The organism is Pseudomonas sp. P129 (assembly GCF_020312195.1).
Classification (GTDB): domain Bacteria; phylum Pseudomonadota; class Gammaproteobacteria; order Pseudomonadales; family Pseudomonadaceae; genus Aquipseudomonas; species Aquipseudomonas fragariae.
Genome location: NZ_JAGPYS010000006.1, coordinates 250364 through 262283, shown reverse-complemented (window position 1 = coordinate 262283; position 11920 = coordinate 250364). Strand labels below are relative to the sequence as shown.

The 11920-nt window shown below is 60.1% G+C and carries 13 protein-coding genes; 6 read left to right on the top strand and 7 right to left on the bottom strand.

Translation table 11 applies throughout. The features are described 5' to 3' along the window. Positions 1-217 precede the first annotated feature (217 nt). The 5 genes from adk to KBY02_RS16670 all read left to right on the top strand — a co-directional run bounded on the left by adk (position 218) and on the right by KBY02_RS16670 (position 3876). Positions 218-865, top strand: coding sequence for an adenylate kinase (gene adk / locus KBY02_RS16690; protein WP_024639887.1), 648 nt, complete (start codon positions 218-220; stop codon positions 863-865). A gap of 92 nt (positions 866-957) precedes the next feature. Further along, a complete protein-coding gene (gene tsaB, locus KBY02_RS16685) occupies positions 958-1632 on the top strand; it encodes a tRNA (adenosine(37)-N6)-threonylcarbamoyltransferase complex dimerization subunit type 1 TsaB (protein ID WP_004406315.1) in 675 nt (224 codons plus the stop codon). A 243-nt stretch (positions 1633-1875) separates the two neighbouring features. Next, positions 1876-2187, top strand: coding sequence for a hypothetical protein (locus tag KBY02_RS16680; RefSeq protein WP_011266960.1), 312 nt, complete (start codon positions 1876-1878; stop codon positions 2185-2187). A gap of 2 nt (positions 2188-2189) precedes the next feature. After that, the gene (locus tag KBY02_RS16675) at positions 2190-3053 is read left to right on the top strand and encodes a DUF72 domain-containing protein (RefSeq protein ID WP_225650623.1); all 864 of its coding nucleotides are present in this window, start codon (positions 2190-2192) and stop codon (positions 3051-3053) included. A gap of 133 nt (positions 3054-3186) precedes the next feature. Next, positions 3187-3876, top strand: coding sequence for an extensin family protein (locus KBY02_RS16670; RefSeq protein WP_004406300.1), 690 nt, complete (start codon positions 3187-3189; stop codon positions 3874-3876). 36 nt (positions 3877-3912) lie between these two features. Here KBY02_RS16670 and KBY02_RS16665 read toward each other — a convergent pair whose 3' ends face one another. Continuing rightward, positions 3913-4536 (bottom strand): energy transducer TonB, encoded by a 624-nt coding sequence (locus KBY02_RS16665; RefSeq protein WP_104683830.1) that lies wholly within the window; start codon positions 4534-4536, stop codon positions 3913-3915. A 96-nt stretch (positions 4537-4632) separates the two neighbouring features. Here KBY02_RS16665 and KBY02_RS16660 point away from each other — a divergent pair, with 96 nt between their 5' ends. Beyond that, a complete protein-coding gene (locus tag KBY02_RS16660) occupies positions 4633-5442 on the top strand; it encodes a class I SAM-dependent methyltransferase (protein WP_004406298.1) in 810 nt (269 codons plus the stop codon). A gap of 73 nt (positions 5443-5515) precedes the next feature. Here the strand turns inward: KBY02_RS16660 and KBY02_RS16655 are convergent, their stop codons facing one another. The 6 genes from KBY02_RS16655 to dapE form a co-directional block, all read right to left on the bottom strand. Beyond that, positions 5516-6205, bottom strand: coding sequence for a DUF4197 domain-containing protein (locus KBY02_RS16655; protein ID WP_024651763.1), 690 nt, complete (start codon positions 6203-6205; stop codon positions 5516-5518). Positions 6206-6409: 204 nt separating this feature from the next. Further along, positions 6410-6760, bottom strand: a complete 351-nt coding sequence (locus KBY02_RS16650) for a YbaY family lipoprotein (RefSeq protein ID WP_024639892.1) — start codon at positions 6758-6760, stop codon at positions 6410-6412. A gap of 112 nt (positions 6761-6872) precedes the next feature. Further along, positions 6873-9374: a glycerol-3-phosphate 1-O-acyltransferase PlsB gene (gene plsB / locus KBY02_RS16645; RefSeq protein ID WP_103754174.1), complete on the bottom strand. Its 2502-nt coding sequence runs from the start codon at positions 9372-9374 to the stop codon at positions 6873-6875. A 178-nt stretch (positions 9375-9552) separates the two neighbouring features. Next, positions 9553-9930: a hypothetical protein gene (locus KBY02_RS16640; protein WP_004406289.1), complete on the bottom strand. Its 378-nt coding sequence runs from the start codon at positions 9928-9930 to the stop codon at positions 9553-9555. Between the two features lie 19 nt (positions 9931-9949). Then, complete coding sequence (locus KBY02_RS16635) at positions 9950-10759, bottom strand: putative RNA methyltransferase (RefSeq protein ID WP_024639894.1); 810 nt, start codon at positions 10757-10759, stop codon at positions 9950-9952. Further along, positions 10759-11910: a succinyl-diaminopimelate desuccinylase gene (gene dapE, locus KBY02_RS16630; RefSeq protein ID WP_060406050.1), complete on the bottom strand. Its 1152-nt coding sequence runs from the start codon at positions 11908-11910 to the stop codon at positions 10759-10761. The genes KBY02_RS16635 and dapE overlap by 1 nt, the downstream gene beginning before the upstream one ends. Between the last annotated feature and the right edge of the window lie 10 nt (positions 11911-11920).

Here is an 11920-nt window from a genome sequence, read left to right as displayed (position 1 = left end):
CGGGTCTGCCTGAAACGTTGATATAGGTCATGTCACTCTGAAATCAAGGCCGGCAAGCCGGTACGCCTGCGGTTACTGCGACTTTCGGCGGCTTGTGCGGCCTCGGTCTGCTGTGTATCTTGATCAGCCTTTCGGCCTATTGGCCTGATTCATTTTTTAGATTGGCCCCCGAGGCGAATCCGATGATTTCACTATAAAAAATTTGAGGAGCATGACGATGCGCGTGATTCTGCTGGGAGCTCCCGGGGCCGGTAAAGGTACTCAGGCAAAATTCATCACTGAAAAGTTCGGCATCCCGCAGGTTTCGACAGGCGACATGCTGCGCGCTGCAGTCAAGGCTGAAACCGAGCTGGGCCTGAAGGCCAAGAGCGTCATGGACTCGGGCGGTCTGGTTTCCGATGACCTGATCATCGGCCTGATCAAGGACCGTCTGGCCGAGCCGGACTGCGCGAACGGCGTGCTGTTCGATGGCTTCCCGCGCACCATTCCACAGGCCGAAGCCCTGTTGAACGCCGGTCTGGAAATCGACCATGTGCTGGAAATCGCGGTCGATGACGAAGAAATCGTCAAGCGCATGTCCGGCCGCCGGGTTCACGAAGGTTCCGGGCGCATCTACCACACTATCTTCAATCCGCCGAAGGTCGAAGGTATCGATGATGTGACCGGCGAACCGCTGTTGCAGCGCAAGGACGACGTCGAAGAGACCGTGCGTCATCGCCTGTCCGTGTACCACGCGCAGACCAAGCCGCTGGTCGAGTTCTACAGCCAGCTGGAAGCGAAGAACGGCAAGCCCAAGTGCAGCCATATCCCGGGCGTCGGCTCGGTTGAGGACATCACTGCAAAAGTACTGAAAGCCTTGAGCTGAGGCTCGCAGGCTGAACAATAAATGGCCCGCTTGCGGGCCATTTGTCATTTATACTGCTGCACTTTTTCACATTGACCACGACGGAAACACCGATGACCACCTTGCTGGCCCTGGACACCGCCACTGAAGCCTGCTCGGTCGCTTTGCTGCATGACGGCAAAGTACTGAGCCACTACGAGGTGATCCCGCGCCTGCACGCCCAGCGGCTGCTGCCCATGATCAAAAGCCTGATGGCCGAGGCGGGCATTGCCATGTCGGCGCTGGACGCCATCGCTTTCGGACGTGGTCCCGGTGCGTTCACCGGTGTACGTATTGCCATCGGCGTCGTGCAAGGCCTGGCATTCGCCCTTGAGCGTCCGGTGCTGCCCGTGTCGAACCTCGCCGTGCTGGCGCAGCGCGCCTTGCGCGAGCACGGCGTGTCGCAAGTGGCCTCGGCCATCGATGCACGCATGGACGAGGTGTACTGGGGCTGCTATCACGAGAGCGCCGGCGAGATGCGTCTGTTGGGCGACGAAGCTGTGATGGCGCCCGAACTGGCCACGCTGCCTGCGCACGCCAGCGGGCAATGGTTTGGTGCCGGTACGGGCTGGGGCTACGCAGAGCGTATTCCGCTCAGCCTGGCAGGCCATGATGCGGCCATGCTGCCGCACGCGCAGGATCTGTTGACACTGGCGACCTTCGCCTGGCACCGCGGCGAAGCCCTGCCTGCGGATGACGCTCAGCCGGTCTACCTGCGCGACAAGGTCGCTACACCTAAAGCACGTTGATGGAATGAGTTCAGGACCCGCGCAATCGTCTGATTCGTCATGAACACGTCTTTCAATACTCGCCAGCATCAGCCAATGCTGGAAAAATATCAGTTTGCCATCTACCGTTTATCGTCTGAATGGTCTTTAATCTCATTTGGCGATAACAAGTTGCAAGATATGTGGTCTAGTTATCGTTACGCAATTTGCGAACTACAAGGCAGTAACGCTAAATTGCCACTATCGACGCCGAGTACATAATCGATGCGCATAGACGGAACCTCATCACGCTCGTACCCCATCAAGCGAAAGCCGCAGAAAACACCTTCGACGGTCGAAGGTTCTTTTGAGGAAGTCGTGGTTGATGCCGAGCTGCCGCCGCCACCAGCGCGCGCTCGCCGTGAAACGGGTGATCCAACGATTGGCAGCACTGCCAACGTACCTGCGCGTCCGCAAGACATCATTTTCCCGCGCTCCATGAGCTCTCGTGTCGCCCATGCGCTGGCCAGTTATATGGCCACTGCCAGTTTTGTCGATTGGGACCTTGAAGTATCGGGGCTCGATCTGCACGTCTGATTGTGTCTCGTCTGCCTTACTACCTCGGTTGTCCGTCATGGAGTGAAAACGCCTGGCGCGATTCGCTGTACCCCGAAAATGCCCGCCCCAATGATTTCCTGAACCTCTACACTCAGGTGTTCAACGCTGTCGAAGGCAACACCACGTTCTATGCCCGTCCCGCCGCCACTACGGTGCAGCGCTGGGCAGAAATAATGCCCGACGATTTTCGCTTCACCGCCAAATTCCATAAAGACATCAGTCACAACGGCGACCTTCGTGAGCAGGTGGGCGCCGCTGGGGAATTCATTCGCCTGCTTGCGCCTCTGGGCAGACGGGTCGCGCCGTTCTGGCTGCAGTTGCACGCCAGCTTCACACCGCAGCGCCTGGCCGAACTGGCCGGTTTTCTTGACGAGCTCAAGGTGTCTGTAGCAGTGGAAGTGCGCAACATGGCTTTCTTCATGAAAGGTGACGAAGAGCGCATGCTCAATCGCCTGTTGCTGGACCGAGGCGTCGAGCGCATCTGCCTCGATTCGCGGGCATTGTTCAGCTGTGTCTCGAGTGATCCTGCAGTCCTGCACGCCCAATCGAAAAAGCCCAAGGTGCCGCCTCGTCCGGCTGCGCTGACGCTGTTTCCCCAAGTGCGCTTCATCGGCGGTCCGGACCTGGAGGCCAACGATCAGTTTCTGCTGCAGTGGGTGGAAAAGGTCGCCGTGTGGATTGAAGAGGGGCGCACGCCGTATGTCTTCCTGCACACTCCGGACAACATCAGGGCTGCCGAGCAGGCCATGCGCTTTCACCAGCAACTGATGGCGCGATTGCCGGGCTTGCCGGCATTGTTCGAACTGGATCGCGGGCCTCAGGTGGAACAGTTGGGCTTGCTCTGAGGTCTTCCAGGTGTGGGCTGAAAAAGCCTGGCCTTGCGGAGAGCACGCTTATGGATGCGCAACTGCGCTGTGTTGCCCCTGTTTACAAACGCCTCTTGCGGTTCGCCTCTGTTGCCCTGGTCAAGGGTTGAGCATGCGCGTGCTTCTGGTATTCCTGTTGCTCTGTGCAATGGCTGCGTTGGCAGTCTGGCGTGGCTGGGTCGATGTCCCCGAGCGCTGGAACCCATGGGCGCCACTGGATGTGCGGGCCGAGCCCAACTTTCTGACGGCTTACAAGCTATCGCGATTGCAGAACGATCCCGCACTGTGCGATCAGGTGCTGAGTTCGTCGGGGTTGCGTTTCAGTCGCCAGGCCGACAGTGATCCGTCTGCTCGTTGCCCTCTGCAAAATACCCTGCGTATCCAGGGTGGCGACGTGGCGCTGAGCAGCAGCTTTCTGGCCAGTTGCCCATTGGCGGTCGCCTATGCGCTATTTGATATCCACACGTTGCAGCCTGCCGCCCAGGCCGTTTTCGGCCAGCGGGTAGCGCGGATCGATCACTTGGGCAGCTTTGCCTGCCGCAATATCTATAACCGCACCAACGCTCGGCTCAGCCAGCATGCCACGGCCAATGCGCTGGACATGGCAGGTTTTCGCCTGGCAGACGGTCAGCGCATCGGTGTTCTAAAGGACTGGAACGATGATGGGGACAAGGGGCGTTTTCTGAGGCTGTTGCGTGACGGTGCCTGCAAAAATTTCAGTACGGTGCTCGGGCCGGAGTACAACGCAGCGCATCGCGATCATTTTCACGTCGACATGGGGCGCTGGTCGGTGTGCAGGTAAAGCCGCGGTAAGCTGCCGGCAGGAAGCGTTCGGGGCTTATGCCGCCATCCGCAGGTTTTGCAGGATCAGCGGGCGTGCCCAGCCGTTCTCGTAGTCGAACTGGCGTTGTTGGGCGGCGATGGTCTGCTCATCCAGGGGCAGGGCAGGCTTGTCGGCCAGTTCCCATTCGAATTCGGCAATCGGCAGATGCAGCGGGCGTGGCTGCGGGCCAGGGCCTGGTTTGACGCTATCGTCATAAGGATTCAGAACGGTAGGGCGTACCCAGTGGCTCTCGAACTCCAGATGGCGTTGCTGTTCGATCATTTCAGCCATGCTGAACGGTTCTTCAGGTGGAGGCAGAAGATCGAGGTCAAACTCGGCAATCGGCAGGAACAGCGGCTCTGGAGGCTTGACCTCGGTGTCGGTGACCGGGCAGGTACGTTGCTCGACGATCTTGCTCAGGGTTTTTGCGCCAGCGACCGGTTCGCCTGTTTCTACATCCACCTCAACGGCCGTCGGGTGCACGGGGACTGAAGCGCTTTCACTGACCTGATCCGCCATCGCCCGGGCAAATGCATCCGACCACAGCTGCGTCACACCACCCAGTGTGCGGCTGTTGCGTACGCTAAAGTCGCCTGAGTGCGACAAATAGCCGATGGATGATTGAACAATCTCTGACATAGCGATCAGTACTGGCCTTGGGTCTGGCAAAATGCCGGATACTTGGTTATCGGCAGGCTTTGCCGAACATTAACAATTTTTGAGTGTGTAAACGCAATGATTGAGCAGCAAGCAGGCAGTCGTATCCGGGTCGAAGCCCTGGCCGTTGGCGGACAGGAGCAGGCGGCGCAATGGGCGCAGCGCCTGGGCCTGCCGTTGACCGATGCGCACGCTGATTTTGCACTGCAGCTTACTGACGAAGGGCTGCAGTTGCAGCAATTGGGCGATGATGCGCCAGGCGCGGTACGTGTCGATTTTGTCGAGGGCGCAGTGGCTCATCGGCGACTGTTCGGTGGTGGGACCGGGCAGATGATTGCCAAGGCGGTTGGTATTCAGCCAGGCATTCGCCCCAGCGTGCTGGATGCAACGGCAGGGCTTGGCAAGGATGCGTTCGTGCTGGCAAGTCTCGGTTGCGACATGAGCCTGATCGAGCGTCAGCCGATCATCGCTGCATTGCTGGAGGATGGTCTGGCCCGCGGGCGCGGTGATCGTGACGTCGGTTCGATCATTGCCCGGATGCGCCTGTTGACCGGCAACTCGATCGACCTCATCCGCGCCTGGACAGGCGAGCCGCCCCAGGTGATCTACCTGGACCCGATGTTCCCGCATCGGGAAAAGACCGCCCTGGTGAAAAAGGAAATGCGTCTGTTCCGGCCACTGGTCGGTGATGACATGGATGCGCCTGCGTTGCTGGAAGCCGCGCTGGCGCTTGCCACCCACCGCGTGGTGGTCAAACGCCCGCGCAAGGCCCCCTGCATCGACGGCCTCAAGCCGGGCTATGCGCTGGACGGCAAATCCAGCCGCTACGACATCTACCCGAAGAAGGCCTTGAAGCCCAAGGCAACCTCAGACGAGAGCGGTGTATAGCGCCTGTATGGTCGACGGCCTGAGCCTGAATCAAACGCAGATGCGCCTGTGAATACAGGCGCGAATCCCGCACTCAAAGTGCGCCAAACACTTTCTTCGCCAGGCCCGTAGCGGCGGCAGCAGGGTTGGCGCGAATGCTTTCTTCCTGTTTGGCGATCATTTCGAACAGCCCGTTCAGCGCTTGCTCGGTCACGTAGCCTTCAAGGTTGGCATTTTTGCTGTCAAGCGCGCCAAGTGCTGCCGCTTTGCCGGCAAAGGCGTTGTACTTCTGGGCCAGGCCCACCTGATCGGTGGACTTCTTGACGATAGGCAGGAACTTGGCGCGGATCTGCTCGCGGCTGGTGCTGCTCAGGTACTGGGTGGCCGAGTCCTTGCCGCCGCCGAGAATGGCCTTGGCGTCGGTTACGCTCATCTTTTTCACTGCATCTACAAGCAGGGCCTGAGCTTGAGGCACGGCAGCTTCGGCGGCCTGGTTCATGCTGGTTTCCAGCTGATCGACCTGAGTGCCCATGCCGAGCATTTTCATTTTTTTCGCGATCTGGCCGAGTTTGCCCGGCAGCTCGATACGTACCTCTTCATTTTTGCTGAAACCGCCGGGCACGCCGAGCTGTTTGACGGCGACCTGTGCGCCTTGAGTCAGGGCATCCTTGAGTCCTCCGGTCGCGTCCGATTGCGAGAGGTCGCTCAGCGACAGGGCGAAGACGTTGGCCGACAGCAGAAGGCCAGCGCACAGGCCGGCCAGGGTGAAGGAAAAACGAGGCATGAGAGCTTCCTTGTTGAAGTGGGTTCTGACCTGAACCCGGGTCGATAGTGGTGCGGTGCGTGATCAAGCGTATCAGGAAGTCGCAACAGGCACTTGCGCCCGTGAGCGATGCACGTCAATCGATGTCGGGGGTGATGAAGCCTTGTGAAACGACAACGGCGCGTGAAGGCGCGCCGTTGAAGGGAGCAAGCAGTGTCGAACGGATTAGCCGGCTGCCTGAATGACCTTGATTTTCAGGCCGCTCTGGTCCTGGTTGGTCAGTTCAACAGGATGAACAGTGTCGTTGATCCAGATAAGTTTGCCGTCATGTTCGATGCGTGCCGACAGTGCATAGCTGCGACCCTGAATGGGGTAGCGATCTGCGGCATAGCCCAGTTCAAACCGCAGTGGCACCTGGCTGGTAATGTGTGTTTCGCTGACGTCGATGACAGGGGCCAGAACATCAGCAAGGCTGATGTCACTCAGGGTGACAGTCAGCTTGCAGTCCGCTGGCAGCAGGATGCGTGGCAGGTAATAAACTTCACCCTGAAGGCGTACTAGGGGTTCGCTGGACATTTCAATTTCCTTATTTGATTAAGTACCAGTCATTGGTACCCACCAAACCCTAGCAGGGGCCAGAGAGCAGAAAACAGCTGTCTAAAAATCCCTGCCAGGTTACGGAAAAGCCCTACGTTTTCTCTTGATCGCTTCCCATGTCCTGCTCCTCTTCATTGCTGTGCAAGGCTACTTGCCGTATCGAAAGACGGATTTCGGCAGGCAATACCCGCTTGGCCGCACCTTCTGCCAGTTCGCCCAGCATCGGGTGATAGCTCAGCTTGCCAGCACTGTCCTTGCGCAGTACGCCCAGGTCCAGCAGGGTCTGGATGAAGTGCCGGAACAGGCTCTTGTCGAAGAACTCCGGCGCATTGAGGCCATGCAGAATCGACAGGCGCTGGGCCATGACCGTGCACAGGTCCTCAAGCTGCTCGGGGCTCAGCGTGTTCTGCCCGCTGTTGAGCAGCAAGGCAATCGCCATGTAGAAGCGCTGCAGGGTCTGGGCGATGGCGCGCGACAACAGGGTCAGCAATACGAACTCGCGGGAACTGGGCTCCGGGCGCACGTAGGCGTCCTTTTTGAAGCGCAACAGACCTTGTTCCACGAACGCTGCCAGCCACTGATCGACCACGTCATCCAGTTCGTTCAGCGGCCAGCGAATGAACAATTCCGATTGCAGGAACGGATACAGCGCACGTGTGTAGCGCAGGATCTGTTCACGGGTCATGCGCGACGAGCTCTGAAAAAAGCTCGCCAGCAGCGAGGGCAGGGCGAAGATGTGCAGGACGTTGTTGCGGTAATAGGTCATCAGCACCGCATTCTGTTCGTTCAGGTACAGAATTTTGCCCAGCGCGTCTTTTTGCTCGGCGAGCAGGTCCATGCCTTTGACATGCTCGATCAATGAGCGGCCATCACCTTCCGGCAACGTCGTGTGCGGGGAGTACGGAACGGCGCGCAGCAGGGTCAGGTACAGGTCGAGAACCCGCTCCATGGCCTGATCGTCCAGCGCCAGTCTTTGCGTCGACAATAACGCCACGGCAACCAGGTTCATCGGGTTGACGGCAGCGGCTTCGTTCAGGTGCTGAGCCACACGCTCGCCCAGACGGTGCGTGGTCTCGCTCAGCCATTCGGGGCGAAATTGCGGGTCCAGTTGCTGTTCGCGCCAGTCCGGTTGTTCGCCATCGAGAAACTCGGCCAGTTTGATCGGCGCACCGAAGTTCACTGAGACCTGGCCGAAGCGCTGCTTCAGCGCGCCGATGACTTTGAAGATATCGAAGATCGACTCTTTCTTCTTGGTTGCTCCGCGCAGTTCGCCCAGATAAGTACGGCCTTCCAGTACGCGCTCGTAACCGATGTACACCGGGATGAAGACGATAGGCATCCGCGAGTTGCGCAGAAAGCTGCGCAGGGTAATGGCGAGCATGCCGGTTTTCGGTTGCAGCATGCGCCCGGTGCGCGAGCGACCGCCTTCGACAAAGTATTCGACCGGAAAGCCCTTGATGAACAGCGTGTGCAGGTATTCGGTGAACACCGCCGTATACAGCGGGTTGCCCTTGAACGTGCGGCGCATGAAAAATGCCCCGCCACGTCGCAGCAGGCCGCCGACCACAGGCATATTCAGGTTGATGCCGGCGGCGATGTGCGGCGGCGTGAGGCCGTTGCGAAACAGCAGGTAAGACAGCAGCAGATAATCGATATGGCTGCGGTGGCAGGGGACATAAATGACCTCATGTCCCGGCGCGACTTCCTGAACGCCTTCGATGTGGCTGACCTTGATGCCGTCGTAGATCTTGTTCCAGAACCAGCTGAGCACCACTTCCATGAAGCGGATCACTGAATAGGTGTAGTCCGAGGCGATCTCGTTGCCGTAGCTCAGCGCCCGTTCCCGCGCCTTTTCCTGGGTGATGTGTTCACGCTCGGCTTCTTCGATGATCGCCTGCTTGACCAGCGGCTCGTCCAGCAGACCTTTGACCACCGTGCGCCGGTGCGAAACGTCGGGACCGATCACGGCACTTTTCAGGTTGCGAAAGTGCACGCGCAGCAGACGTTGGGTCATGCGCAGGGTCAGTTCGTAACCTTTGTTTTCACCCACCAGTTCGCGCATGTGGATAGGCGCGGAAAACTGCACGCGGGTCTTGCGGCCCAGAATCAGAATGCTGACCAGGCGACGTAAGCGGCCGGTCACCGCCCAGCTGTCGGCAAACAGCAGCTTCCAGGCACTGGACTCGCGGTCAGGCGACTGGCCCCAGAACACGCTCACCGGGATGATCTGCGCGTCTTCGCCGGGGTTCTGGCTGACGGCTGCGACCACACGCTCCAGCGTCGGAGGCGCACCACGCTTGTCCTGGCGACCGAGCCAGTCGGGGGAGGGGGTCAGGTAAAAGAATGCGGCCGGCTCGATCAGGTTGCCGACCGCTACCGACAGCACCGGACGAGGCAGACCGGCCTTGCGGCATTCTGTGTCGATCACTGCCAGATCGCTGATCGACGGCGATTGCAGTGCATAGAACACCGGGCGGCTGCGGTCCAGATTCAGCGTAAAAGACGATTGATTGATGGTTTCCGAGCGAACCCAGAGATACAACAAACGGCGCAGGGTGCCGAACACAAGGCGACGGAATGGAGAGCGGGTCATACGGCTTCTGCTGAGTGAGGGGCGGGCGATTGCCCTGGATGGGCGCCAGTGTGACGTATCCCGAAGCGATCGGCAAAAGCGCCGGTGCGCGCGCTGAACGGATCACGTCTGAATGACCGCTTGCCGAGCCGGGCTCACCTGACGACGGCACGTATCAGGAACGTCGCGGCGAAAAATCCTACGCGGTTCGCCAGGTAATCTCTTCCTCACCGTCGGCACTCACGCGTATCCAGCGGTCGGCCGTCTCGTCGCTTTCTTCTTCAACCCAGGTGCCCGGGGCGCAACGTACTTCGACGTTCAATGCCTTGAATGCGGCGCGAGCACAGGCGATGTCGTCTTCCCACGGGGTCTGATCGCTGTCCAGGTGCAGGCTGTTCCATTTACCGACCGCTCTGGGCAGCCAGGTCACGGCGACAGTGCCCGCGGTGCATTTCCAGGTCTGGCCTTTCTGCTTCCAATCGCTGCAAAAGCCCAGCGCTTTGCCGAGCCACTGGGCGATTGCCTTGTGATCGACGTCTTCGTCTTTCAGGTAAATCTCGATATCGGGTTGGCGCATGGGGGCCTCTGTTGAATGCTTATTGCAGCACGAAATAATCGTAGCGCATGGAAACGGTGACCTTGAAAGGTCCTGGTTGCTCGATGACCGCTGCCCGACGTTCGGCGCTGGCGCGCCAGCCGTGCGGTGTCATGGCCAGCAGATCGGCGCGGGACTGGCCGTCGATCAGCTTCAGCGTGTAGCGCAGTGTTTCGCTGTGTTGCAACTGCATGCCTTGCGGCACCAGTGACAGGTGCTTGTCGTCTGCGTAATCGCGCACTTCATCATAGAGCCGCTGACGCAGCTCCATCAGATGCTCGCTGGTCGGGCCGACCCGCATCAGTCCGCCGCCAGGGGTCAGCAAACGCTTGGCTTCCTGCCAGTCCAGCGGGCTGAACACGCTGGCCAGAAACTGGCAGCTGGCATCCGCAAGTGGCACACGGGCCATGCTGGCGACCATCCAGGTCAGCGCCGGATCACGACGACAGGCGCGTTTGACCGCCTCGCGGGAGATGTCCAGCGCATAGCCATCGGCATGGGGCAAGGCTTCGGCAATCTGCGCGGTGTAATAACCTTCGCCACAGCCGATGTCCAGCCAGTGCGCAGGGGATCGCTCAGCGGCCAGTTCAGCCAGACGCCGGGCTACCGGAGCGTAGTGCCCGGCGTTGAGAAAATCGCGTCGCGCCTCGACCATGGCCTGATTGTCGCCCGGGTCGCGGCTGTTCTTGTGCTGCACCGGCAACAGGTTCAGATAACCCTGACGGGCTCGGTCGAAACGATGATTGGCCGGGCACACCACGCCGTTGTCGGCGGTGCTGAGCGGCGCTGAGCAGATCGGGCAGGTCAGCATCAGGCGAGCAACTTGACCAGAGTCTGGTAGTAGATCTCGGTCAGCACATCGAGGTCGCTGGCCAGAATACGTTCGTTAACCTGATGGATCGTTGCGTTGACCGGCCCCAGCTCGACCACTTGGGTACCGAGGGTGGCGATGAAGCGACCGTCGGAGGTTCCGCCGCTGGTCGAGGCTTTAGTCTCACGGCCGGTGACGCTTTTGATGCTGGAAGACACGGCGTCCAGCAACGCGCCCGGTTCGGTGAGGAACGGCAGGCCGGACAATGCCCAGTCCACGTGCCAGTCCAGTTCATGCCTGTCGAGGATATCGGCAACGCGCTGCTGCAGACCTTCGACGGTCGACTCGGTGGAAAAACGGAAATTGAAGACCGCCACCAGATCGCCGGGGATGACATTGGTGGCGCCGGTGCCAGCGTTCAGGTTGGAGATCTGGAAGCTGGTCGGCGGGAAGAAGTCGTTGCCGTGGTCCCAGTGCTCGGCGGCCAGTTCGGCCAGGGCCGGCGCAGCCAGGTGAATCGGATTCTTCGCCAGATGCGGGTAAGCCACATGGCCCTGCTTGCCGCGTACCGTCAGCGTGGCGCCCAGCGAACCGCGCCGACCGTTCTTGACCACATCGCCGACCAGCGTGGTGCTCGACGGCTCGCCGACGATGCACCAGTCCAGACGCTCGTTACGCGCTGCGAGGCGTTCGACCACGGCTTTGGTGCCGTGATGCGCCGGGCCTTCTTCGTCGCTGGTGATCAGAAATGCCACCGAGCCCCTGTGATCAGGGTGATCGGCGACAAAGCGTTCGGCCGCCACCAGCATGGCCGCCAGACTGCCTTTCATGTCTGCCGCGCCTCGTCCGCAAAGCATGCCGTGCTCGTCGATCAACGCATCGAACGGGTCGTTCTGCCAGTTCTGCAACGGCCCGGTCGGCACCACGTCGGTATGCCCGGCGAAACACAGTACCGGGCCGTCGGTGGTGCCGTGGGTGGCCCAGAAGTTGTCGACGTCTTCGATACGCATTGGCTCCAGCTTGAAGCCGGCATCGCCCAGGCGCTGCATCATCACGGTCTGGCAATCGGCATCGACCGGCGTCACTGACGGACGGCGGATCAGATCGCAGGCGAGTTGGAGGGTGGGCGAGAGGTCGGCTGGGGCCGTCATGTACAGAACT

What these genes read in the sequence shown, in the direction of transcription:
- KBY02_RS16635 (WP_024639894.1), bottom strand. Translation starts at nt 10,759, where the DNA reads ATGCTGACCTGCCCGATCTGCTCAGCGCCGCTCAGCACCGCCGACAAC.
- tsaB (WP_004406315.1), top strand. Translation starts at nt 958, where the DNA reads ATGACCACCTTGCTGGCCCTGGACACCGCCACTGAAGCCTGCTCGGTC.
- KBY02_RS16640 (WP_004406289.1), bottom strand. Translation starts at nt 9,930, where the DNA reads ATGCGCCAACCCGATATCGAGATTTACCTGAAAGACGAAGACGTCGAT.
- KBY02_RS16665 (WP_104683830.1), bottom strand. Translation starts at nt 4,536, where the DNA reads ATGTCAGAGATTGTTCAATCATCCATCGGCTATTTGTCGCACTCAGGC.
- plsB (WP_103754174.1), bottom strand. Translation starts at nt 9,374, where the DNA reads ATGACCCGCTCTCCATTCCGTCGCCTTGTGTTCGGCACCCTGCGCCGT.
- KBY02_RS16680 (WP_011266960.1), top strand. Translation starts at nt 1,876, where the DNA reads ATGCGCATAGACGGAACCTCATCACGCTCGTACCCCATCAAGCGAAAG.
- KBY02_RS16660 (WP_004406298.1), top strand. Translation starts at nt 4,633, where the DNA reads ATGATTGAGCAGCAAGCAGGCAGTCGTATCCGGGTCGAAGCCCTGGCC.
- KBY02_RS16655 (WP_024651763.1), bottom strand. Translation starts at nt 6,205, where the DNA reads ATGCCTCGTTTTTCCTTCACCCTGGCCGGCCTGTGCGCTGGCCTTCTG.
- adk (WP_024639887.1), top strand. Translation starts at nt 218, where the DNA reads ATGCGCGTGATTCTGCTGGGAGCTCCCGGGGCCGGTAAAGGTACTCAG.
- KBY02_RS16670 (WP_004406300.1), top strand. Translation starts at nt 3,187, where the DNA reads ATGCGCGTGCTTCTGGTATTCCTGTTGCTCTGTGCAATGGCTGCGTTG.
- dapE (WP_060406050.1), bottom strand. Translation starts at nt 11,910, where the DNA reads ATGACGGCCCCAGCCGACCTCTCGCCCACCCTCCAACTCGCCTGCGAT.
- KBY02_RS16650 (WP_024639892.1), bottom strand. Translation starts at nt 6,760, where the DNA reads ATGTCCAGCGAACCCCTAGTACGCCTTCAGGGTGAAGTTTATTACCTG.